The 20,798-nt window shown below is 72.3% G+C and carries 22 protein-coding genes; 13 read left to right on the top strand and 9 right to left on the bottom strand.

Going from position 1 to position 20,798, the window contains the following annotated elements; genetic code table 11:
• Positions 1–18: 18 nt before the first annotated feature.
• The gene (locus ABZ459_RS10540; RefSeq protein WP_352330971.1) at positions 19–792 is read right to left on the bottom strand and encodes a SigB/SigF/SigG family RNA polymerase sigma factor; all 774 of its coding nucleotides are present in this window, start codon (positions 790–792) and stop codon (positions 19–21) included.
• 175 nt (positions 793–967) lie between these two features.
• Here ABZ459_RS10540 and ABZ459_RS10535 point away from each other — a divergent pair, with 175 nt between their 5' ends.
• Positions 968–1,324 carry an STAS domain-containing protein gene (locus ABZ459_RS10535; RefSeq protein ID WP_357968529.1) on the top strand — a complete coding sequence of 119 codons (357 nt, stop codon included), beginning with the start codon at positions 968–970 and terminating at the stop codon, positions 1,322–1,324.
• Between the two features lie 4 nt (positions 1,325–1,328).
• Here the strand turns inward: ABZ459_RS10535 and ABZ459_RS10530 are convergent, their stop codons facing one another.
• Entirely contained in the window at positions 1,329–2,036 is a 708-nt protein-coding gene (locus ABZ459_RS10530) for a GAF and ANTAR domain-containing protein (RefSeq protein WP_357968427.1), read from the bottom strand.
• Between the two features lie 73 nt (positions 2,037–2,109).
• Between ABZ459_RS10530 and ABZ459_RS10525 the strand changes: the two genes are divergently transcribed.
• From ABZ459_RS10525 to ABZ459_RS10515, 3 genes are all read left to right on the top strand, one after another.
• Entirely contained in the window at positions 2,110–3,942 is a 1,833-nt protein-coding gene (locus ABZ459_RS10525; RefSeq protein WP_357968424.1) for a SpoIIE family protein phosphatase, read from the top strand.
• 106 nt (positions 3,943–4,048) lie between these two features.
• Positions 4,049–5,152 (top strand): glycosyltransferase, encoded by a 1,104-nt coding sequence (locus tag ABZ459_RS10520; protein ID WP_357968422.1) that lies wholly within the window; start codon positions 4,049–4,051, stop codon positions 5,150–5,152.
• A 112-nt stretch (positions 5,153–5,264) separates the two neighbouring features.
• Positions 5,265–5,987 carry a glycoside hydrolase family 16 protein gene (locus ABZ459_RS10515; protein WP_357968420.1) on the top strand — a complete coding sequence of 241 codons (723 nt, stop codon included), beginning with the start codon at positions 5,265–5,267 and terminating at the stop codon, positions 5,985–5,987.
• On the opposite strand, the gene ABZ459_RS10510 is transcribed toward ABZ459_RS10515, so the two are convergent.
• Positions 5,972–7,039, bottom strand: a complete 1,068-nt coding sequence (locus tag ABZ459_RS10510) for a helix-turn-helix domain-containing protein (RefSeq protein ID WP_357968417.1) — start codon at positions 7,037–7,039, stop codon at positions 5,972–5,974. The two genes, ABZ459_RS10515 and ABZ459_RS10510, sit on opposite strands and share 16 nt — an antisense overlap.
• Before the next feature lie 76 nt (positions 7,040–7,115).
• Between ABZ459_RS10510 and ABZ459_RS10505 the strand changes: the two genes are divergently transcribed.
• Together ABZ459_RS10505 and pruA are read left to right on the top strand one after the other, a co-directional pair.
• Positions 7,116–8,033: a proline dehydrogenase family protein gene (locus ABZ459_RS10505; protein WP_357968415.1), complete on the top strand. Its 918-nt coding sequence runs from the start codon at positions 7,116–7,118 to the stop codon at positions 8,031–8,033.
• Positions 8,034–9,659 (top strand): L-glutamate gamma-semialdehyde dehydrogenase, encoded by a 1,626-nt coding sequence (gene pruA / locus ABZ459_RS10500; protein WP_357968412.1) that lies wholly within the window; start codon positions 8,034–8,036, stop codon positions 9,657–9,659.
• Between the two features lie 58 nt (positions 9,660–9,717).
• Here pruA and ABZ459_RS10495 read toward each other — a convergent pair whose 3' ends face one another.
• Positions 9,718–10,239, bottom strand: a complete 522-nt coding sequence (locus tag ABZ459_RS10495) for a PIN domain-containing protein (protein ID WP_357968409.1) — start codon at positions 10,237–10,239, stop codon at positions 9,718–9,720.
• A 27-nt stretch (positions 10,240–10,266) separates the two neighbouring features.
• Positions 10,267–10,719, bottom strand: a complete 453-nt coding sequence (locus tag ABZ459_RS10490; RefSeq protein WP_357968407.1) for a helix-turn-helix domain-containing protein — start codon at positions 10,717–10,719, stop codon at positions 10,267–10,269.
• A 127-nt stretch (positions 10,720–10,846) separates the two neighbouring features.
• Between ABZ459_RS10490 and ABZ459_RS10485 the strand changes: the two genes are divergently transcribed.
• Both ABZ459_RS10485 and ABZ459_RS10480 read left to right on the top strand, forming a co-directional pair.
• Entirely contained in the window at positions 10,847–11,809 is a 963-nt protein-coding gene (locus ABZ459_RS10485; protein WP_357968405.1) for a GlxA family transcriptional regulator, read from the top strand.
• A 4-nt stretch (positions 11,810–11,813) separates the two neighbouring features.
• A complete protein-coding gene (locus ABZ459_RS10480) occupies positions 11,814–12,437 on the top strand; it encodes a DJ-1/PfpI family protein (protein ID WP_357968403.1) in 624 nt (207 codons plus the stop codon).
• A 58-nt stretch (positions 12,438–12,495) separates the two neighbouring features.
• Here the strand turns inward: ABZ459_RS10480 and ABZ459_RS10475 are convergent, their stop codons facing one another.
• A complete protein-coding gene (locus ABZ459_RS10475) occupies positions 12,496–13,101 on the bottom strand; it encodes a winged helix-turn-helix domain-containing protein (RefSeq protein WP_357968401.1) in 606 nt (201 codons plus the stop codon).
• Positions 13,102–13,167: 66 nt separating this feature from the next.
• Between ABZ459_RS10475 and ABZ459_RS10470 the strand changes: the two genes are divergently transcribed.
• Both ABZ459_RS10470 and ABZ459_RS10465 read left to right on the top strand, forming a co-directional pair.
• Positions 13,168–14,421 carry an MFS transporter gene (locus ABZ459_RS10470; protein WP_357968399.1) on the top strand — a complete coding sequence of 418 codons (1,254 nt, stop codon included), beginning with the start codon at positions 13,168–13,170 and terminating at the stop codon, positions 14,419–14,421.
• Positions 14,422–14,477: 56 nt separating this feature from the next.
• Positions 14,478–15,284, top strand: a complete 807-nt coding sequence (locus ABZ459_RS10465; protein ID WP_352358144.1) for a serine/threonine-protein kinase — start codon at positions 14,478–14,480, stop codon at positions 15,282–15,284.
• 16 nt (positions 15,285–15,300) lie between these two features.
• Here the strand turns inward: ABZ459_RS10465 and ABZ459_RS10460 are convergent, their stop codons facing one another.
• Positions 15,301–16,047: a lysophospholipid acyltransferase family protein gene (locus ABZ459_RS10460; protein ID WP_352321855.1), complete on the bottom strand. Its 747-nt coding sequence runs from the start codon at positions 16,045–16,047 to the stop codon at positions 15,301–15,303.
• A 155-nt stretch (positions 16,048–16,202) separates the two neighbouring features.
• Between ABZ459_RS10460 and dhaK the strand changes: the two genes are divergently transcribed.
• Genes dhaK through dhaM form a run of 3 tightly spaced genes read left to right on the top strand, consistent with a single transcriptional unit; the run spans position 16,203 to position 18,261 of the window.
• A complete protein-coding gene (dhaK, locus tag ABZ459_RS10455) occupies positions 16,203–17,183 on the top strand; it encodes a dihydroxyacetone kinase subunit DhaK (protein ID WP_357968395.1) in 981 nt (326 codons plus the stop codon).
• Positions 17,183–17,887: a dihydroxyacetone kinase subunit DhaL gene (gene dhaL, locus ABZ459_RS10450; RefSeq protein ID WP_357968393.1), complete on the top strand. Its 705-nt coding sequence runs from the start codon at positions 17,183–17,185 to the stop codon at positions 17,885–17,887. Before dhaK ends, dhaL begins: the two co-directional genes overlap by 1 nt.
• Positions 17,887–18,261, top strand: coding sequence for a dihydroxyacetone kinase phosphoryl donor subunit DhaM (dhaM, locus tag ABZ459_RS10445; RefSeq protein WP_357968391.1), 375 nt, complete (start codon positions 17,887–17,889; stop codon positions 18,259–18,261). Before dhaL ends, dhaM begins: the two co-directional genes overlap by 1 nt.
• 37 nt (positions 18,262–18,298) lie before the next feature.
• On the opposite strand, the gene ABZ459_RS10440 is transcribed toward dhaM, so the two are convergent.
• Positions 18,299–19,978, bottom strand: a complete 1,680-nt coding sequence (locus ABZ459_RS10440) for a thiamine pyrophosphate-binding protein (protein WP_357968388.1) — start codon at positions 19,976–19,978, stop codon at positions 18,299–18,301.
• Complete coding sequence (locus tag ABZ459_RS10435) at positions 19,975–20,748, bottom strand: cyclase family protein (protein WP_357968385.1); 774 nt, start codon at positions 20,746–20,748, stop codon at positions 19,975–19,977. Before ABZ459_RS10435 ends, ABZ459_RS10440 begins: the two co-directional genes overlap by 4 nt.
• Positions 20,749–20,798: the final 50 nt, after the last annotated feature.

The following is a 20,798-nucleotide window of genomic DNA, read 5'->3' as shown; positions in this document are numbered from 1 at the left end:
TCACCAGCCGGCCAGCGGCTAACCGACCAGCAGCTCACTGCGGAGCTGGTCGAGTACCTTACGGAGAATCCGTGAGACGTGCATCTGCGAGATGCCGAACTCGGCGGCGATCTCGGCCTGCGTCATGTTGCCGAAGAAGCGCAGCAGCAGGATGTGCTTCTCGCGGCTGGGCAGCGCGTCGATGAGCGGCTTGACGGCCTCGCGGTCGACCATGGTGCTCAGCGTGTCGTCGTCCTCGGGGATGACGTCGCCGAGCGAGGCCGCGTCGTCGTCGGTGCCGAGCGGCGCGTCGAGCGACAGCGTGCTGTACGCGGCCGAGGCGTCGAGAGTGAGCAGCACGTCCTCCTCCGAGATGTTCATCTTCGCGGCCAGCTCGGCCACCGTCGGGGACCTGCCGAGGTCCTGGCTGAGGTCGGCGACGAGCCGGTTGAGCTCGGACCGTCGCTCCTGGTAGAGACGCGGCACCCGGATGGCCCAGGTGCGGTCGCGGAAGTGCCGCTTGACCTCACCGGTCATCGTGACGACCGCGTAGCCCCTGAAGGCGTGGCCGAGGGTCGGGTCGAAGCCGTTGACGGCCTTCATCAGGCCGACGTACGCGGCCTGGAGGAGGTCCTCCAAAGGTTCGCCCCGGTAACGGTAACGCCTGGCGATTTCCATGGCCAGCGGCCGGTGCATCTCCACGATGCGCTCGCGCAGCCGTTCCCTGTGGCTGTCGGGTGTGTCTTCCCTGACCATCTCAGCCAGGAGTTCTTCCGCGGTCATCTCCTCGAGGACGTACTCCTGCACAGCCATCGCTGCTCCTCATATGGGTCGCAGGGCGGCCTCCGCCAGCAGAAAAGCCCAGGCAGAGGCACGCCTCGCTCTACTCTCGAGACGGAAGCCCTCTGCTGGACTTCGGTCCCAGTCTCCCCCCTGCCGCGGGAAGTATTCCTCGGTCGCGTGGTGACAGTAGGGTTGCTTCGTGACAATGCCCGAAAACGGCGAAGGGCCCGTGGCCGCCCTGAGCCTGACGTCGTCGACCGTCGACGAGATCACGGTCGTCAAGGTCGACGGCGTGCTCGACGCCACGACGCGTGAGCAGTTCGCCGACTACCTGTCGCTGGCCGGAGCCCACCTGATACTCGATCTGGCCGGGGTGACGTTCATGGATTCGCGCGCGCTCGGGCTGATCGTCCATCACTGGCAGACCAGCCTGTCGTCAGGAGCACGGTTCGCCCTGGTGGGCGTGGAGTACTCCAAGTCGAAGGTGATGTGGATCACCGGGCTGGCCCAGCGCCTGCCGCTGTACGACACGCTCGACGACGCGCTGGCCGCCATCGGCTGAGACTCTATGAGCGACGCGTCGACTTGCGCTGATGCTCCTCCACCAGGAGCCTGGCCAGATCGGCCACCTTGACCTGATGGTGCTGCGAGATCCTGCGCAGCTCCTCGAAGGCGGCCTCGGCCGTGCATCCGCTGGTCTGCATGATGATGCCCTTGGCCTGGTCGATGACCGACCGGCCGGCCAGGGCCTCCTGGAGCTGGGCGGCGTCGGTGCGCACCTCCTCGAACTCCCACATATTTGCCATGGCCACCCCGACCTGCTCGGTCAGCATGTCGGCCAGCGAGTGGGCGGCCTGCGGGGAGAAGGCACCCGGGCGTACGGAGTAGAGTCCGACGATGACCTGCGCCGGCGCCACCTCGATGGGCACGATCAGTACCGAACGCACCCCCCAGCGGGTGGCCAGTGCGTTGTAGCGGGGCCAGCGGCTGTCGCTCAGCACGTCGCTCAGGCTCGCGCGGGCGCCGCTCTGGCGGGCCTCCAGGGACGGCCCCTCACCGATCTCACGTTCGCCCTCGACCAGCATGATCAGCTCGCTGTGCGAGCCGGAGACCAGCACCCGCTGGTCGCGCCAGTGTTCGGCCGAGCCGCCCGAGCACCCGGGCACACCGGCCGCCAGCGCCGTGGTCAGGCCGCGCAGCACACTCTCGGTGGAGGTGTCCTCGCCCAGCCGCCCCAGTGCCGCCAGGTCTCGGGCGAGCCCGGGAGTGATCATCGCCGTCGATTCCATAGCAAGAAGCCCCTACCCCTTATGGCTACCGTTATCTCCGGTGGCGTAGCGTCAAAGGATGACCATGCCGGACCTCGAACACGCTCTGGACGCGCTGGCGGGACGCGTGTCGTCCTTGCGTGAGGCGAGGACCGCCTACCCTACCGACCTCGCGCCCACGCTCGACGCCGCCCTGGCCGAACTGGACACCGCCGCCGAGTTGCTCGCCGAGGCGCGTGAGGCGCTGCGCAAGGCGCCCAAGCGCGCCGCGAGCAAGAAGGACGGCACCCAGCGGGAGCTGAAGCTGCTGCGCCAGGTGTTCCGGGCCTTCCCGGTGCCGGTGATCGTGCTCGACGGCGGCGGGGTGGTCCGGCGGATCAACCCGGAGACCTCGCGGGTGCTCGGCAGCCCCGACGGCTACCTGGTCGGGCGGTCGTTCCCGCTGCTGGTCGACGTCTCCAGGCGGGCGGCGTTCCGCTCGCACCTGAACTCGGTGCTGCAGACCGGGCAGCCGTCGGCGTTCGAGACGCGGCTGGCGCACCAGGGGCGCACCCACACCGTGCAGCTCGCGCTGACGCGGGTGACGATGCCGGGCGAGCCGCAGCAGATGGTGGCGGCCGTGGCGCTGCCCACCGAGGTGCAGCTGCCCGAGCCCGGGGGGCGGCGGCCCGAGCAGTCCGACGGGGCGCTGCTGCTGGCGGCGTCCAAACGGCAGGATCTGCTGGCCAGGGTCGGCGGGCTGCTGCTGGACGAGGAGGCGCTGCTGCGTCCGGTGGCGCTGCCGCGGACCACGCGCCTGCTGGCGGCCGAGTGGGCCGACTGGGTGATCGCCGACCTGGTGCGCGACGGGCTGCCGCGGCGTTCTGTGGTGGTGGCGCCGAAGAACCATCCGCTGGGCGACCTGGTGCGGCAGGTGGAGTCGGCCGACCCGGCCGGCGGCCAGGTGGTGATGCAGGTGCTGGAGCGCGGCTCGGGCGTGGTGCACGAGATGGTCGACGACGAGTCGCTGCTCGGCTTCACCGCCGAGGGGCCGCTGCTGACCGCGATGGGCGCCGGCTCGCTGCTGTCGGTGCCGATCGGGCAGTCCGACGGGGTGCTGACGCTGGTGCGCACGCACGACCGGCCGCCGTTCTCGCTGGCCGACCTGGGCGTGCTGCAGGACGTGGGGATGCAGCTCGGCCTGGCCGTACGCGCCCAGTCGAGCTTCCAGAGCCGTTCGCGGGCCGCCGACGCGTTGTCGGCCAGCGTGGCCCCGCGCAACCTGCCCGACGTGCCCGGCTACGAGGCGTCGGCGGTCTACCATCCGGGTGCGTCGGTCGGTGCGGAGTTCTACGACGTGTTCCCGGTCGCGGGCGGCTGGGGGTTCGCCCTGGGCGGCGCGGCGGGCAAGGGCGAGGAGGCGGCCTCGGTCAGCGCCATGGTGCGCGGCGGGCTGCGGGTGCTCAGCACCTGGGAGACCCATCCCGACCTGGTGATGCGCAAGGTCAACGAGGCTCTGGTGGCGCAGGGCACGGGCATGTTCGTGATGGCCGTGGTGGGGTTCGTCAAGGGCCGGACGATCCAGCTCTCCTCGGCCGGCCACCATCCGGCGGCACTGCTGCAGCCCGACGGCAACGTGCGCTTCGCGGCGGGGGGCGGCGTGCCGATGGGCATCTCCCCCGAGGCCGAGACGGGCGTGCAGGAGCTGACCGTCTCCGTCGGGGAGACGCTGGTGCTGTACTCCGAGGGCCTGATCTCGTCCAGGAACGACGCCGGCGAGCCGTACGGCGAGGAGCGGCTGGCCGACGTGCTGGGCCGGTGCGCGGGCCAGTCACCGGCCACCGTGGTCAAGGCGGTGGAGGCCGACCGGCACGCCTTCTCGGGCGGCCAGGTGTGGGACGAGATCGTCGTCCTGGCTCTCAAGGGTGTCTGATCTGCGGGGGTTTGCGATCCGGCTAAACATGGGTATTGTCTTTCCGTAGAACAACGTGCCTAAGACGCAGGCACACCTTGAAGGCTTTTCCACGCTGAGGTGTGCCATGAATATTGCGATCGTCGCGTCCGCCAAGGGAAACCAGCGCCACCGTATCCTCTCCGTAGCGCGCGAGCTGGGCCGCGAACACCACGTCACCATCTACTCCCGCCGTGACGACGCCGAGGGCAAGCCCAAGACGCGGGTGGCCCCGGGAGTCACTCTGGAGCAGATCGACGTGGGCCCGGCCAAGGACCTCACGCCCGAGGACGTCGTGCCGTACCTGAACGACGTGGGCGAGCACCTCATGAAGCGGTGGAACCAGGAGCGCCCGGACGTGATCCACGCCCACTCGTGGACCGGCGGCCTCGCCGCCGTGGCGGGCGCCAAGGGGTTGGACGTTCCGGTCATGCAGACCTTCCACACCGTGGACGCCGCGCACCAGAAGCTGGAGCGGGCACTCGGGCGCCGGGCCAAGGCGGTCATCGCCGGCTCGGGCGACGAGGAGTCGGCGTTGATCAGGCTGGGCGTGCCGCGCGGGAACATCGCGATCGTGCCGCACGGCGTGGACACCGAGCGTTTCCAGCGGCGCGGGGCGATCGCCACCAAGGGCACCCGCAAGCGGCTGGTGCACGTCGGCCCGCTGTCCCCCGAGCGCGGGGCGTACACGGCGGTGCGGGCGCTGCAGGGGCTGACGGACGTCGAGCTGGTCATCGCGGGCGGCCCCGAGCCCGAGGACCTGGACCAGGACAGGGACGCGCGCCGGCTGCGCGCCCTGGCCGAGCAGCTCGGCGTCGCCGACCGGGTGACGCTGCTGGGGCAGGTCAAGCGGGCCTCGGTGCCGAAGCTGATGCGCAGCGCGGACGCCGTGGTGTCGGTGCCGCGCGAGGCCGCGACGGGCGTCGTCGCGCTGGAGGCCATGGCCTGCGGCGTGCCGGTGATCGCCTCGGCCGTGGGCGCCCACCTCGACTCCGTGATCGACGGCGTGACCGGCCTGCTGGTCCCGCCGGACCGGCCGGCGCGCACCGCGCGGCTGGCCCGCGAGATCCTGTGCGACCCGACGCTGCGCACCGCGCTCGGGTACGCGGGCGCCGACCGGGCGCGCTCGCGCTACTCCTGGGAGCGCGTGAGCCAGGAGCTGGTCCGCGTCTACGAGTCGGCCTGCGTCTGACGGAAACCGCGCGGGAGGCGGGCGGCGGAAGCCGTCCGCCTCCGGCCGTTCCCGGAGCCTGTCCGGGAGGGGCCCTTGTTACCGGAGTGAGATCTTTGCTTCGATGGTCCGCATGTCTACTCGCGGTTCGAAGCGGGCGGCGGTGGCGGCGCTGATCACGGCCCTCGCCCTCCCCCAGAGCGCACAGGCGGAGACGTCGAGGTGGGGCGCCCCCGTCCTCGTCGAGAACTTCGACGGATCCTCGGTCGACACGAGCAGGTGGATGGTCTACCACTCGCCGGACGCGGCCCGTAACCCCCGTACGGGGCGGGCCGCCACGGTCGCGGACGGGATGCTGCGTCTCAAGGGCGGCCGGTACGGCGGCAAGGACCTGTCCGGCGGCGTGGCCACCCGGCTCGCCCAGCGGTACGGCAGGTGGGAGGTGCGCTTCAGGGCCGAGGCGGGCAACGGCTACACGCCGGTCGCGCTGCTGTGGCCCACCGCCCAGAGCGACGGCGACGGCTACGCCGAGGTCGACTTCGCCGAGATCGTGGACCCGCGCCGGCAGGGCGGCGGCATCTTCGTGCACGGCGGGCGCGGGCGCGCGCAACGGCAGCTGCGGGCCGACTTCACCCGCTGGCACACCGCCGCCGTGGACCGGCTGCCCGGCCGCCTGACGTTCTGGCTGGACGGCAGGAAGGTGTGGGACTACCGGGGCCGGTACGTGCCCGACGGCGACCGCATGGGCCTGGCGCTGCAGAACGACGTGGTGTGCGAGCCGCGCTGCCGTGACTCCTCCACCCCCGCGACGGTGTCGATGTACGTGGACTGGGTGAAGGTCTACCGGCCGTCCTGAGGCAGCAGCCTGGCCGCCTTCAGCCCGAGGTGCACGGTCAGCCGGTCGTCGCCGTCGGACAGGTCCCGGTGCAGGAGGCGTTCGGCCTTGCCCAGGCGGTAGTAGAGGGTCTGGCGGTGGACGCCCAGCTCGGCGGCCGTCTTCTGGGCGTGGCCGCCGAGATCGAGGTACACCTCCAGCGTCTGGGCCAGCTCGGCGTCGAGGGCGGCGGTCTCGGCGGCCAGCTCGCGCAGGTCGGAGCGGCCGAGGCGGGCCAGCAGGCGGTGCACGCCCAGGTCCTGCCAGCGGGCGATGGGGGCGTGCCGGGGGAAGTGCTCGGCGATGCGCAGCGCCTGGCGGGCCTCGCGCCAGCTCTGCCACGCCTCGGCCGGGTCGTTCCTGGGGGCGCCGATGCCGGCGGCGGTGCCGTACGCGCTCTGCAGGGTCTGGGCGACCTCTCCGGCCAGGTGGGCGGGGGCCAGCAGGGCGACGGGCGAGCCGGTGCGGGCCAGCACGCCGCGGGGGAGCGTCCAGAGGGCGGCCACGCGTTCGCTGGACTCGCGCACGGCGACGGCGGTGACCGGGCCGGGGATCTCGATGGAGGCCGCGGCGCGTTCCTCGGGGTCGGCGGAGAGCAGGGCGAGCAGGCCGCGTCCGAGGTCCTGGCGGCTCCTGGCCTCCTGGGCGAGCGCCGCGGCGGCCCTGGCGACCAGCGGCGCGACGCGGCGCAGCGCCTCGTCGGCGAGGCTGCCGGAGTCCAGCAGCCACAGGTAGCCGTAGGTGACCTCGCCGTGGCGCAGCGGCCAGCAGACCCGGGCCAGCACCTTGAGCTCGGCGTCGGCCGGGATCCTGACCGGGCCGCCGGCCCTGGCGATGCCATAGCGTTCGAAGTAGTCGCGCACCTCGCCGGTGGCGCGCCGGCGCAGGATCGACTCCTGGCGGACCGTGTCGATGTCGCCGTGCTGGGCGCCGTAGGCGAGCAGCCGGAACGAGCGGTCCTCCAGCGTCGCGGACGCCCCGAGCGTGGCGGCGATCTCGTCGACGATTTCCTGAAGGTCGGACGTGTTGTGCATTTGTATGACAGCCTGCCACACCGATCGTTACGCGCGTTCATGGCCCCCTCTGACCTGGGGTTTCTAAACTTGAGGCATGTTGGGTCAACTGCTCCTTGCCGCCTCCGGGAGCGGCGTCGTGCGCCGCTCCGTGTCAGGCTTCCCGCTCACCCGCAAGGTGGTGGACCGGTTCGTCGCGGGCGAGAGCGTCCAGGAGGCCCGGAACGCCATCGAACGGCTGCGTGATGCCAACCTGGCCGTCACCGTCGACCACCTCGGCGAGGAGACGCGCGACGCGCGCGCCGCCGAGACCGTGGCGCAGGCGTACGTGACGCTGCTGGAGGCGCTGAAGCCGCTGCAGCTCGGCACCCGGGGCGAGGTGTCGGTGAAGTTGTCGGCCGTCGGGCAGCGGCTCGACGACGGCATGGCCCTGGAGCACGCCCGCGAGATCTGCGCCGCCGCCGCGGCCAACGGCTCGACCGTGACGCTCGACATGGAGGACCACACCACCGTCGACTCGACGCTGGGCATCCTGCGCAAGCTGCGCGAGGACTACCCGTCGACCGGCGTGGCGATCCAGGCCTACCTGTTCCGCAGCGAGGACGACTGCCGCGACCTGTCCCACGAGGGATCGCGCGTACGGCTGGTCAAGGGCGCCTACCGCGAGCCCGCCTCGGTCGCGCACCAGGGCAAGCAGGCCGTGGACAAGGCGTACGTGCGATGCCTGCGCATCCTCATGGCGGGGAAGGGTTACCCCATGGTGGCCACGCACGACGACCGGCTGATCTCCATCACCGAGCTGCTCGCCGACCGCTTCGGCCGGACCCTCGGCGACCACGAGTTCCAGATGCTCTACGGGATCCGGACCGACCGGCAGGAGGCCCTGGCCGGGGCCGGCCACACGGTCCGCGTGTACGTCCCCTACGGCGACGACTGGTACGGCTACTTCATGCGCCGGCTGGCCGAGCGCCCCGCCAACGTCGCCTTCTTCCTTCGTGCCCTTGGGGGTAAGTAAATGGATGCCATCAGCAACGTCCCCGTCCCCGTGAACGAGCCCGTGCTCGGCTACGCGCCGGGCAGCGCCGAGCGTTCGGCACTGGAGGACCGCATCAAGGAGCTGGCCGGCTCCCCCGTCGACCTGACCATGACCATCGACGGCGAGCAGCGGCTCGGCGGCGGCGCGCCCATCGACGTGGTGCAGCCGCACAACCATGCCTCCGTCCTGGGCCGTACCAACGACGCTACGGCTCAGGACGTGCAGGACGCCATCGACAGCGCCCTGCGGGCGGCGCCCGCCTGGCGGGCGCTGTCCTTCGACGAGCGGGCCGCGGTCTTCCTCAAGGCCGCCGACCTGCTGGCCGGCCCGTGGCGCCAGACGCTGAACGCGGCCACCGTGCTCGGCCAGTCGAAGTCGGCGCAGCAGGCGGAGATCGACGCGGCCTGCGAGCTGATCGACTTCCTGCGCTTCAACGTGACCTACGCCCGTCAGCTCTACTCCGACCAGCCGATCTCGTCGCCCGGCGTGTGGAACCGGATGGAGTACCGGCCCCTTGAGGGGTTCGTGCTGGCGATCACGCCGTTCAACTTCACCGCCATCGCCGGAAATTTGCCGACTTCTGCCGCTTTGATGGGGAATGTCGTCGTCTGGAAGCCGTCGCCGACGCAGCAGCTCGCCGCGCACCACACGATGCGGCTGCTGGAGGCGGCCGGGCTGCCGCCGGGCGTGATCAACATGGTCACCGGCAACGGGCAGGCCGTCTCCGAGGTGGCGATGACGCACCCGGCCCTGGCCGGCGTGCACTTCACCGGCTCCACCCCCACCTTCCAGCACCTGTGGGGCACGATCGGCGCCAACATCGCCTCCTACCACGGCTACCCGCGCCTGGTGGGCGAGACCGGCGGCAAGGACTTCGTGCTGGCCCACCCGTCGGCCGACCCCGCGGTGCTGTCGACCGCGCTGGTCAGGGGCGCCTTCGAGTACCAGGGCCAGAAGTGCTCGGCGGCCTCGCGGGCGTACGTGCCGCGCTCGGTGTGGAACCGCATGCGTGACGACTTCGTGGGCGTGGCCGAGTCGCTGACCGTGGGCGACGTGGCGGCCGACCTGTCGACGTTCATGGGCGCGGTCATCGACGAGCGGGCCTTCGCCAAGCACAAGGACGCCATCGACCGGGCGCGGGCCGCCTCGAACATCGACGTGCTCACCGGTTCGTACGACTCCGGCATCGGCTACTTCGTCAAGCCGACCATCCTGGAGTGCGCCGACCCGACGGACGAGATCTTCGTCAAGGAGTACTTCGGGCCGATCCTCGGCGTGCACGTCTACGAGGACCGCGACTTCGACACGGTGCTCGACCAGATGGAGGGCATCGCCCCGTACGCGCTGACCGGCTCGATCATCGCCCAGGACCGGTACGCCATCGCCGCGGCCTCGGAGCGGCTGCGCTTCGCGGCGGGCAACTTCTACGTCAACGACAAGCCGACGGGCGCGGTCGTGGGCCAGCAGCCGTTCGGCGGCGCGCGGGCCTCGGGCACCAACGACAAGGCCGGCTCGATCTTCAACCTGATCCGCTGGGTGAACGCCCGCACGATCAAGGAGACGTTCGTCCCGCCGACCGACCACCGCTACCCGCACATGGGCTGACGCCCCCGAAGAGCCACGGCCGGCACCCCCACAGGGGTGCCGGCCGTCTCCAATTCCGTCAAAAACCGCCCTCGACGATCGTCAGCAGACTCTCCGCGCCTCTGGCGAAGCCGGGAACCCCTGCCCTGTCCAGCGCGGCAAGGACGTCATGGGTGGTCATGGGCGGACGGCGTTTCCCCGCCGCCATCCGGGCGAGCACGCCCAGCACCTCACGCGGACTGCGGTTCAGCAGCGAGCGCAGGTACGCATCGGGAGTGCTGACGCTCACCCCGTGGCGGCCGAGGAACGACGCCGGGAAGTCCGTGACGTTCCAGGTGACCAGGGTCCGGGCGTGACCCGCTATCGCGGCAGCCATGTGATGGCGATCGTCCAGGTCGGGGCCCTCCATCTGATCGATCAGGTGTTTGTGGTCGTCCTCGGAGACCCGGCTGTCGGCGAAGAACTCACGGATCACCGCCCCCATGCGCGCCGCCGAATGGGCGGAGCGGTGCTGCTCGCGCACGATGACACGTTCCCATTCCGACAGCAGGTGATCGCTCCAGACCCACGTGTGTACGGCGTCCTCGGTCATCGCGAGCATGAGATACAGCCAATATCCCTCGGGAGATCAGTAGGGTAGTTCCGCCTCCTCGGCGACCTCCATGATCCTGCGACGGGCTTCGGCGCGACGCTCCCGGCGATCCTGGAACTCCAGGACATCCTCCAGGCGAACGACACGATGGCGACTACCCGGGAGACGTTGTGCGGGGATCTCGCCCTCGTCCAGCAGTCGCACGACGAAGGGACGCGACAGGCCGAGCAGCTCCGCGGCCTCGTTGGGGCTCAACAGGGCTTCGGCAGGCAGGGCCCAGACGGCGTGCCCCTTGCCGAGGTCGTGCGCCGCGGCGACCAGGAGCCTGACCAACGAGCGCGGCAGCACGAGGTCGGTGCCGTCCGGCCCGCGCAGCACCAGCGACGCGTTTCCTGCGGCAGCCGTCGCCTCCAGGTGTTCGAGCAGCTTGCGGTCACCGCTGTCGGCTTCGACGCGCGTCGCGCCGGCCAGGACGCCGCTGCGGGGCATGACCACCTCCGACCCTCGATATCTGCAATAAGTGTAACCCGCCTGCTCCAAGAGGTGAGAGCGGGTGGCGTAATGTGCAAGGTTTGTGTCATTGACGCCAGCGCAGGGCCGCGACCAGCATGAAGGCATGCAGCGACGGATCGTGATCGTCGTCTTCCCGGGCTTCCAGTTGCTGGACATGGCCGGGCCGGCGGACGTGTTCGCGACCGCCGACCTGATCGCCCGGGAGCGGGGTTACCGGGTCGAGGTGGCCGGTGTGGAGGCGGGGGCGGTGAGCGCGTCGAACGGGGTCACCGTCATGGCGGGGGCGCTCGGCGAGGTGTCGGGGCCGATCGACACGCTCCTGGTGGCCGGCGGGCTGTCGGTGCCGCGGCAGCTGGAGGACCGCGCGCTGGTCGGGGCGGTCGCCGGCCTGGCCGCGCGGGCCGGGCGGGTGGCGTCGGTCTGCAACGGGGCCTTCCTGCTGGCCGAGGCCGGGCTGCTCGGCCGCCGCCGGGCCACCACCCACTGGCTGTCCGCCGACGACCTGCGCCAACGCTACGCCGACGTCGAGGTGGACCCCGATCCCCTCTACATCGAGGACGGCAACGTGTGGACCTCGGCGGGCGTGCTGTCCGGCGTGGACCTCGCGCTCGCGCTGGTGTCCAGGGACCACGGCCACGAGCTGGCCCGCGACGTCGCCCGCGGGCTGGTCGTCTACCTGCACCGGCCGGGCGGGCAGAGCCAGTTCAGCGCGCCGATGCGGGCCATGACGCCGCGCAGCCTGCCCCTGCGGGAGCTGCAGGGCTACATCGACGCCAACCCGTCCGCCGACCTGAGCGTGCCCGCGCTCGCCCGGCGCGTCGGGATGAGCGAACGGCACTTCTCCCGCGTCTTCACCGAGCAGACCGGCCTGCCACCCGGCCGGTACGTCGAACGCAGCCGCGCCGACGCCGCCAGACGCCTCCTGGAGGTCACCGGGCATCCGCTGGAGACCGTGGCCAGGGAGGCGGGCCTGGGCACGCCGGAGACCCTCTACCGCGTCTTCCGCCGCCACTGGCGGGTGTCGCCGGGCGAGCACCGCCGCAGATTCCAGTCGAAGGAGAAATGACACCATGCATGTGGCAATCCCGCTCTATCCCCGTTTCACCGCCCTCGACGCGGTCGGCCCCTACACGGTGCTGGCGTTCGCGCCCGGCGTCACGGTGACGTTCGTGGCCGGGGAGGTGGGGCCGGTGACCGACGACCAGGGCACCCTGTCGATCGCCGCCACCGCCTCCTACGCCGACCTGCCGCGTCCCGACGTGGTGATCGTGCCCGGCGGGCCCGGCACCGCGGAGGCGATGTCGGACGAGGCGCTGCTCGGCTGGCTGCGCGAGGCCCACGAGCACACGCGGTGGACGACGTCGGTATGCAGCGGCTCGTACGTGCTGGGCGCGGCGGGGGTGCTCAAGGGCGTGCGCGCGACCACCCACTGGGCGGTGCTGGACGGCCTGACGGGCGTCGGGGCCGAGCCGGTGAGCGAGCGCGTCGTCACCGAGGGCAAGATCGTGACGGCCGCCGGGGTGTCGGCCGGGATCGACATGGCCCTGACCCTGCTGGCCCAGGCCGACGGCGTCGAGACGGCCCAGGCGGTGCAGCTCGCGATCGAGTACGACCCGCGTCCGCCGTTCGACGCGGGCTCGCCCGCCAAGGCGCCCGAGGGCACCGTCGAGCGGGCCATGAGCCTGATCTCCTGACCGTCCGGCCGCGGCGCCCCCGTCCCTCCAGGGACGGGGGCGCCGCGCGTCGCAGGGGTCAGGGCCGGTCCGCCGCGGGCGGGTCGCCCGTGGCCCCGAGCGGCAGGACGTCGAAGTGCACGACGACGTGGGTGCCGCCGTCGGGGGTGTCCCTCCCGTCCGACAGGCGGCGGAAGCGGTCCAGCACCTCCAGGACCCCGTCGCGCAGGTCGGCCGTCTCCTCGGGGGTGAGCCGCAGCGAGCGGCGGGCGAACACACTGGCCTGCAGCCATTCCTCGGCGGCCTGCGCCGAGCCCTCGCGCCAGCGGGTCAGCTCCGCGCCGCGCTGCCGGACCATGTCGTCCAGCAGGAACTCCAGGGCGTCGGCCTCCTCCGGGTGGTCCCTGGCCGGCCCGAAGCTGAAGCCGCCGGGCGTGATCCGCCAGTACTTCTCCTTGCCCCGGCCCAGCTCGGGCGCGATCTCGATCATGCCGTGGCGGGCCAGCTCGCGCAGGTGGTAGCTGGTGGCCCCGGTGTTCTGCCCGAGCAGGCCGGCCAGGCCGGTGGCCGTGGCCGGGCCGTGCTCGTCGAGCAGCTCGTAGATGCGCAGCCGAAGCGGGTGCGCGAACGACTTCAGCGCCTTCGCGTCGAGGGTGCGGGCGGAGAAGCTCTTGCCTTCTGTCACTGTGCAAGCCTATCTTTGCAAAGGAATCTATGCACACTTTTGCTTACACACTATCGGGGTTGCACCATGAACCGTCTCGGCCGGGCCTTCTGGTTTCTCTGGTCGTCCACCGCGCTGTCGAACCTGGCCGATGGTGTCCTGCGGGTCGGCGCGCCGCTGCTGGCCGTGTCCATGAGCCGCTCCCCCACGCTGGTGTCCCTGGCCGGTGCCGCCGCGACCGCGCCCTGGCTGCTGTTCGCGCTGCACGCGGGGGCGGTCGCCGACCGGGTCGACCGCCGCCGGGTCATGACGCTGGCCAACACCGCGCGTACGGCGGTGCTGGCGGTGGCGGCGCTGCTGGCGATGGCGGGCCTGCTGAACCTGTGGACGCTGCTCGCGGTGGTCTTCGCGGCCGGGGTGAGCGAGGTCTTCGCCGACACCTCGGCGCAGTCCGTCCTGCCCATGACCGTCTCCAAGGACGACCTCACCAGGGCCAACGCCCGGATCGTCGGCGTCCAGACCGTGGGCAACGACTTCGTCGGCGCGCCGCTGGCCGGGCTGCTCGTCGGCCTGCTGCCCGCCGCCCTCTTCGGCGCCCCCGCCCTCCTGTACGCCGCCGCCGCCCTGCTGCTGACCGGCATGGCCGGCTCCTTCCGGGCCGCTCCGGCCGCGTCCGGGCCGCGCCGGCCGCTGCGCGCCGACATCGGCGAGGCGCTGCGCTACCTGTGGGCCCACCGGTTCCTGCGCAGGCTGGCGATCTCCGCGGGCATGCTGAACCTGGCCAACGCCGGATACTTCGCCGTCTTCGTCCTGTGGGCCGTCGGCGACGGGTCGCGCATCGGCCTCGACCCGAGCGGCTACGGCCTCATGATGACGGCGTTCGCGGCCGGCGCGGTGCTCGGCTCGCCGCTGACCGGGCCGGTCACGCGGCTGATCGGCGAGAGCGGCACGCTGGTGGGGGCGTGGCTGATCAGCAGCCTGCTGCTGCTCGTCCCCATGCTGGTGCCGTCGCCGTGGGCGCTGTACCCGGTCGCGGTGATGTGGGGCGTGACGGGGGCGGCGGCCAACGTGCTGGTCGTCTCGGTGCGGCAGCGGCTGATCCCGGGCGAGATGCTGGGCCGGGTGAACTCCGCCTACCGGCTGGTCGGCATGGGCGGCATGCCGGTGGGCGCGGCGCTGGCCGGCGTGGTGGGCGACCTGTTCGGGCTGGCCACCGTGCTGGCCGGGGCCGCGGGGCTGTGCCTGGTGGCTGTGGGGCTGGTGTGGCGCGCCCTGCCTGGGCGAATTTCTGCGGCGCTGACCAGCGAACCTACACTTTCCGACATATCCAGATCACGTTAGGCACCCTATGCCGTGTGCGGAGATGACATGATTATCCCCGAGCTTGAGGGGATGGTATGCGGGAGATCGGCGGACGGTACCTCCTGAACGAGGAGGCCGGTCGTGGGGGTATGGGAGTCGTCTGGCGGGCGTTCGATCGGCTCCTCCACCGAGAGGTGGCGTTGAAGGAGCTGACTCTGGCCGGTGAGGCCGAGATGGTTCGCCGCCGGGTGCTGCGTGAGGCCCGGATGGCGGCCGGCCTGACGCACCCCAACATCGTCACGGTCCACGACCTGATGGAAGTGGGCGGCAAGCTCTGGATCGTGATGGAGTACCTGCACGGGCTCTCACTCCACCAGCTGCTCTCCCAGGTGGGCACGCTGCCCGCGCAGTCGGTGGTGGCGATCGGGCAGCACCTGCTCGCCGCGCTGCGCACCGCGCACAAGGCCGGCGTGCTCCATCGCGACGTCAAGCCCGCGAACGTGATGCTGACCGGCGACCGCGTGGTGCTGACCGACTTCGGCATCGCCACGGCCGAGGGCGACATCCGCATGACGACCTCGCGGCGGCTGCGCGGCACGCCCGCGTTCATGGCCCCGGAGCGGCTGCACGGCGGGCCGGCCAGCAAGGAGGCCGACATGTGGTCCTTCGGCGCGACGCTCTACAGCGCCGTCGAGGGCCAGCCGCCCTACCCCGGGCAGGACGCGGCCACGGTGCTCGGCATGGCCCGCAGCGGCCCTTACCCGCCGCCGCGGCGGGCCGGGGTGATGCGCCCCCTCATCGAGGGGCTGCTCCACCACGACCCGGTGCGCCGCTACACGCCGGAGCAGACGGCGGGCCTGCTGGCGGGCATGCGCGCCAGCGCCTACCAGGCCGCCATCTGAACCGGCTCCGGCGGGCTCAGTCCTTCTGGGCGCGGGCCTCGGCCTCGGCGGCGTCCATGGCGGCCGCCTCCTCGGGGGTGGGCGCGGTGCCGCCCAGGTGCGCGGGCTGCCACCACACGCCCGGCGGCACCTCGGGGTAGGTGCGCTGCGCCCGGTCGACCAGCTCCGACAGGCGCGTGTGCAGGTCGACGGTGTGCTGGTTGACGTCTTCGCCGCGCTTGGGGTGGAACGGCTCGCCCACCAGGATGGTGATCGGCACGTGCCGCTGGGTGAGCTGCTTGGGACGGCCCTTGGTCCACAACCGCTGGCTGCCCCACAGGGCGACCGGGATGACCGGCACGTTGGTGGCCTGGGCCATGCGGATGGCGCCGTTCTTGATCTCCTTGACGGTGAAGGAGCGGCTGATCGTGGCCTCGGCGAAGACGCCCACCACCTCGCCGGCCTTGAGCTTGCGCAGCGCGGTGGCGTACGAGCCCGCCCCGGCCCCGCGGTCGACCGGGATGTGGTGCATGCCGCGCATCAGCGGCCCGGAGACACGGTGGTCGAAGACGTCCTGCTTGGCCATGAAGCGCACCAGCCGCTTGGACGGCAGCGCGGCGAACCCCGCGAAGATGAAGTCGAGATAGCTGATGTGATTGCTCACCAGCACCGCTCCCCCGGTCCGCGGCACGTGCTCGGTGCCCTCCATGTGGAAGCGGTAGTCGAGCACGCGAAAGAGGGTCCGCGCGGCGGCGATCACCGGCGGGTACACAATCTCAGCCATGAGCAGAAGGTAGCCTACTCACGCCGGTCGGCAGGCCACTCGGGAGACCCGTACCCGCCCGGAAAAGATCGGCTCTGGTCACGAGATCGTAGGACATCGCCCCTGTTCACGCGGCGGCGCTTGCCCTCCCGCGAGAACGGGCAGATGTTTTGACCATGAAGAAGCTCATCAACACCGCCGACTCCGTGGTGGAGGACGCGCTGAACGGCATGGCCGCGGCCCATCCCGCGCTGAGGGTCCAGGACCGCGTGGTCTACCGGGCCGCGGGGCCACGCCCCGGCAAGGTGGGGCTGGTGTCGGGCGGCGGCTCGGGCCACGAGCCCCTGCACGCCGGGTTCGTCGGCCACGGCATGCTGGACGCCGCCTGCCCCGGCGAGATCTTCACCTCGCCCGTGCCCGACCAGATCATCGACGCCACCAAGGCCGTCGACGGCGGCGCCGGCGTGCTGCACATCGTCAAGAACTACACCGGCGACGTGCTCAACTTCGAGATGGCCGCCGAGCTGGCCGAGGACAACGACGTCGCCTCCGTGCTGGTCGACGACGACGTGGCCGTCCAGAACTCGCTCTACACGGCCGGGCGGCGCGGCACGGGCGCGACGTTGTTCGTGGAGAAGATCGCGGGCGCGCTGGCCGAGGAGGGCGCGCCGCTGACCGAGGTGGCCAGGGTGGCCGGTGAGGTGAACGAGCGCAGCCGGTCGTTCGGCATCGCGCTGACCTCGTGCACGACGCCGTCGGCGGGCAAGCCGACGTTCGACCTGCCCGAGACGGACGTGGAGCTGGGCATCGGCATCCACGGCGAGCCGGGCCGCACGCGGGTGCCGATGGCCTCGGCCCGCGAGCTGGCCGCCGTCGCCATGGAGGCCCTGCACAGCGACCTGCCGCTCCGCGGCGACCTGCTGGTCATGGTCAACGGCATGGGCGGCACCCCGCTCATGGAGCTGTACGTGCTGTTCGCCGAGGTCGCGGCGTTCGTGAAGGGCAAGGACGCGCGGGTGGCCCGCTCGCTCGTCGGCAACTACGTGACGAGCCTGGACATGCAGGGCTTCTCGGTCACCGTGTGCCGGCTCGACGACACGCTCACCCGGCTCTGGGACGCGCCCGTCGAGACGCCGGCGCTGCGCTGGGGGCGTTGATGGACACCCGCTTCTTCGCGGACTGGCTCGACGAGGCGGCCCGGCTGGTCCGCCGCGACCGCGGGCGGCTGACGGAGCTCGACGCGGCCATCGGCGACGCCGACCACGGCGCGAACCTCGACCGCGGCTTCACCGAGGTCGCCAAGGCGCTGGCCGACCGGCCGCCGGGCTCCCCCGGGCAGGTGCTGGCCGACGCGGGCACGGCCCTCATCCGCCGCGTCGGCGGCGCCTCCGGCCCGCTGTACGGGTCGATGTTCCGCCAGATGGGCCGGACGCTGGAGTCCCCGGTGACGCTGGCCCGCTTCGAGGCGGCGTTCGAGGAGGGGGTGGTCGCGCTGGAACGGCTGGGCAAGGCGGTCCTGGGCGACAAGACCATGGTGGACGCGCTGGTCCCGGCCTCCCGGTCGCTGGCGCTGGCCGTACGGGACGGCATCGGAGCGCTGGAGGCGTTCGAACGGGCGGCGGACGCGGCGGCCGAGGGCGCGCGGGAGACGATCCCCCTCCAGGCCCGCAAGGGCCGGGCCAGCTACCTGGGCGAACGCAGCGTGGGATACGAGGACCCGGGAGCGGCCTCGGCAGCCCTGATCATGCGCGCCCTGGCCACGGTGGCCCGCAACCGGGCAGAAGGCCGGAACCAGACAGAGAGCCGGACCCCGGCAGAGGGCCGGACAGCGGCGGAGGGCCAGGGACGGGCGGAGGGCTGATGGTCGGGGTGGTGCTGGTCTCGCACAGTGCCGGGCTGGCGGCCGAGACCGCGGCGCTGGCCCTGGGGATCGCCGCGGAGCCCGTGCCGGTGGCGGCGGCCGGCGGCACCGCGGACGGCGGCCTGGGCACCAGCTTCGACCTCGTCGAGCAGGCGGTGCGCAGCGTGGACCGGGGGGACGGCGTGCTGATCATCCCTGACCTCGGCAGCTCGGTGCTGACCGCCCGGCTGCTGGAGGAGGACGGCCGCATCGTGATCGCGGACGTGCCGTTCGTGGAGGGTGCGGTGGCGGCGTGCGTGGCGGCGTGCACGGGCGGGTCGCTGGCGGACGTGCTGGCCGCCGCCGAAGAGGCCCGCACCTACCGCAAACTCTGACCGCTCTTCGGCACCCCGCCCCTCCCCCGCGTTCTCCTCAGTGGCCCTTGAAGGCCTCCTCCAGCCACCAGGAGCCGTGCTCGCCGGTGATCTTGGCGTGCACCAGCAGCGGGCGGTCCCTGGGCCCCTTGAGCCATTCGGCCACGCCCGCCAGCCCGGCGACGTCCGTGACGGTCACCGCCGCGAACCCGTGGCCCCGGGCGATCGCGGCCAGGTCGGCGGGCGGGAAGCGGACCGTGCCGAGCGGATGCCCGTGCGGCCCGAAGTGGTGCACCTCCGCCCCGTACGCCTCGTCGTCGTAGACCACGACCACCATGGGCAGCCCCAGCCGGACGACGGTCTCCAGCTCGGCGATGCCCATGAGCGCGCCGCCGTCGCCCAGGGCGGCCACGGGGAGCCGGTCCGGACGGGCCAGGGCGGCCCCGATCGCGGTCGCCAGGCCGAGCCCGACCGACTGGAACGCCTGGGTGAAGCAGAACCCGCCCGCGTCCGGCACGTCCAGGAACATCGAGGGGTATCCCATGAAGTTGCCGGAGTCCACGGACACGACGCGCTCGCTCGGGAGCAGGTCGTCCAGGGCGATGGTGAGCGTCCTCGGGTCGATGCGGCCCGCGCCGCTCTCGTCCCGGTACGGCACCGCGCGCCAGCGCCCCTCGTCCCTGATCCGCCGGGCCAGCTCGGCCGACCGGTAGCCAGGCGCGGCGCCGCCCGGCCCGGTGAGGACCGCCGCCACGGCGCGGACGTCCCCGGCCACCCCCAGGTCGGCCCGGACGTGCGCGCCGACGGCCGCCGGGTCGAGGTCGACCTGGGCCACCTTCGCCTCCGGCGGGATCAGCGAGCCGTGGCGGGTCGTCCACATGTTCAGGGCGCAGCCCCAGCCGACGATCAGGTCCGCGCCGCGGATCAGCTCGGCGGCCAGCGGGGTGGCGAAGCCGCCGCTCACGTCGAGGTCCCAGGGGCTGCCGCGGAACAGGCCCTTGGCGACGGCGGAGGTGGCCAGCAGGGCGCCGGTGCGGTCGGCCAGCGCCTCCAGCTCGCGGCGGGCGTGCCGGGCGCCGCGGCCCGCGACGAACACCGGCCGCCGCGACCCGGCCAGCAACCGCCCGAGCTCGGCCGTCGTGTCCTCCGCGCCCGACAGGTCGGGCCGGGCCGTCGTGTCCTCCGCGCCTGACCGGCCGGGCCCGGCCGCGCCGGTCAGGAGAGGTGCGGGGGCGCGGGAGCCCGAGGGGGCGGACTGCACGTCGAGCGGCAGGTTCAGCAGGACCGTACGGCGTTCCAGGCTGGCCACGCGGAAGGCGTCGAACGCCTGCTCCTCGGCCCGCGCGGCGTCCGTGAGGCGCATGGGGACCGCGCCCACCGCCGCGGCCAGGGCGTCCTGGTCGATGTGGAAGTTGGAGCGCGCGTCCGTCGCCTCACCGGCCAGGACGATCATCGGCGTACGGCTCTTGGCCGCCTCGGTGATCCCCGTCATCGCGTTGGTCAGCCCCGGCCCCTGGTGGACCGTGACGACGCCGACCTCGCCGCTCATCCGGGCGTAGGCGTCGGCCATGGTCGCCGCCCCGCCCTCGTGCCGCGCGGCGACGAACCGCACGCCGTGCTCGACCAGCGCGTTCGTGACGTGGAAGTTGCCGCTGCCGACCACCCCGAACGCCGTGCGGACGCCGCGGGCGGCCAGCGCCCGGCCGACCGCCGCGGCCGCCGTCTCCGGGACGGTCAACGTTCCACCAGCGCCAGGACGCGGACGGGGCTGCCGGAGCCGCCGACGATGGGCAGCGGCGGGGCGACCACGGCGGCGCCGGTCACCGGCAGGCGGTCGAGGTTGCGGAGCTGGGTCAGGCCGTACTTGCCCGCGCCGAGCAGGAAGGAGTGGCAGGGGAAGGGCGAGTCGAAGGAGTGGGCGGCCCCGGCGTCGGTGCCGACGGTCTCCACGCCGAGCCCGAGGATCGGGGTCTCGGCAGCCAGCCAGGAGGCGCACTCGACCGAGATGCCCGGCGAGTGCGGGCCGGTCTCGTCGGCGTTGAGGAAGGCGGCCTGGTCGGCGGAGCGGGCGTCCCAGCCGGTGCGGTAGAGCAGCCAGCCGCCGTCGGGCAGCGGGCCGTTGGCGCGTTCCCATTCCTTGACGTGGTCGATCTGCAGGAGGAAGTCGGGGTCCTTGGACGCCTCGGCGGCGAAGTCGAGCACGACCGCGGGCGCGATCAGGCTGCGTACGGGCACCTGGGAGACGTCCTGGCCGTCGCGGGCGGTGACCCAGTGGATCGGGGCGTCGAAGTGGGTGCCGGAGTGCTCGCCGGTGTGGATGTCGTTCCAGTACCAGGCGGGGCCGCGGTCGTCGTAGCGGCTGATCTCCTCCAGCCGGAACGGGATGGTGTTGCCGAACGGCTCGGGCAACTGGAGGATCGGCGTCTCGGAGGAGAGGGGCGCGGTGAGGTCGACCACCTCGATCGCGCCGCCGCGCACGCTGTCCAGGAAGCTCTGCAACACCGACATGTCATCCTCCTTGTTGGGCTGAGCGCATCCTCCTCCAGCGGGACTCACCT

This window comes from Nonomuraea sp. NPDC005692 (assembly GCF_040631115.1).
GTDB lineage: Bacteria > Actinomycetota > Actinomycetes > Streptosporangiales > Streptosporangiaceae > Nonomuraea.
The sequence above is the reverse complement of the archived record's forward strand: the minus strand, read 5'-3'. Positions and strand labels throughout refer to the sequence as shown.

Bases quoted from the DNA above. Each gene is read 5' to 3' on its own strand.
- pruA (WP_357968412.1), top strand. From the start codon at position 8,034: ATGGATGCCATCAGCAACGTCCCCGTCCCCGTGAACGAGCCCGTGCTC.
- ABZ459_RS10460 (WP_352321855.1), bottom strand. From the start codon at position 16,047: ATGGCTGAGATTGTGTACCCGCCGGTGATCGCCGCCGCGCGGACCCTC.
- ABZ459_RS10495 (WP_357968409.1), bottom strand. From the start codon at position 10,239: ATGCTCGCGATGACCGAGGACGCCGTACACACGTGGGTCTGGAGCGAT.
- ABZ459_RS10480 (WP_357968403.1), top strand. From the start codon at position 11,814: ATGCATGTGGCAATCCCGCTCTATCCCCGTTTCACCGCCCTCGACGCG.
- ABZ459_RS10520 (WP_357968422.1), top strand. From the start codon at position 4,049: ATGAATATTGCGATCGTCGCGTCCGCCAAGGGAAACCAGCGCCACCGT.
- ABZ459_RS10470 (WP_357968399.1), top strand. From the start codon at position 13,168: ATGAACCGTCTCGGCCGGGCCTTCTGGTTTCTCTGGTCGTCCACCGCG.
- ABZ459_RS10515 (WP_357968420.1), top strand. From the start codon at position 5,265: ATGTCTACTCGCGGTTCGAAGCGGGCGGCGGTGGCGGCGCTGATCACG.
- ABZ459_RS10485 (WP_357968405.1), top strand. From the start codon at position 10,847: ATGCAGCGACGGATCGTGATCGTCGTCTTCCCGGGCTTCCAGTTGCTG.
- ABZ459_RS10465 (WP_352358144.1), top strand. From the start codon at position 14,478: ATGCGGGAGATCGGCGGACGGTACCTCCTGAACGAGGAGGCCGGTCGT.
- ABZ459_RS10490 (WP_357968407.1), bottom strand. From the start codon at position 10,719: ATGCCCCGCAGCGGCGTCCTGGCCGGCGCGACGCGCGTCGAAGCCGAC.
- ABZ459_RS10535 (WP_357968529.1), top strand. From the start codon at position 968: ATGCCCGAAAACGGCGAAGGGCCCGTGGCCGCCCTGAGCCTGACGTCG.
- ABZ459_RS10525 (WP_357968424.1), top strand. From the start codon at position 2,110: ATGACCATGCCGGACCTCGAACACGCTCTGGACGCGCTGGCGGGACGC.
- ABZ459_RS10510 (WP_357968417.1), bottom strand. From the start codon at position 7,039: ATGCACAACACGTCCGACCTTCAGGAAATCGTCGACGAGATCGCCGCC.
- ABZ459_RS10540 (WP_352330971.1), bottom strand. From the start codon at position 792: ATGGCTGTGCAGGAGTACGTCCTCGAGGAGATGACCGCGGAAGAACTC.
- ABZ459_RS10505 (WP_357968415.1), top strand. From the start codon at position 7,116: ATGTTGGGTCAACTGCTCCTTGCCGCCTCCGGGAGCGGCGTCGTGCGC.
- dhaK (WP_357968395.1), top strand. From the start codon at position 16,203: ATGAAGAAGCTCATCAACACCGCCGACTCCGTGGTGGAGGACGCGCTG.
- dhaL (WP_357968393.1), top strand. From the start codon at position 17,183: ATGGACACCCGCTTCTTCGCGGACTGGCTCGACGAGGCGGCCCGGCTG.
- dhaM (WP_357968391.1), top strand. From the start codon at position 17,887: ATGGTCGGGGTGGTGCTGGTCTCGCACAGTGCCGGGCTGGCGGCCGAG.
- ABZ459_RS10435 (WP_357968385.1), bottom strand. From the start codon at position 20,748: ATGTCGGTGTTGCAGAGCTTCCTGGACAGCGTGCGCGGCGGCGCGATC.
- ABZ459_RS10530 (WP_357968427.1), bottom strand. From the start codon at position 2,036: ATGATCACTCCCGGGCTCGCCCGAGACCTGGCGGCACTGGGGCGGCTG.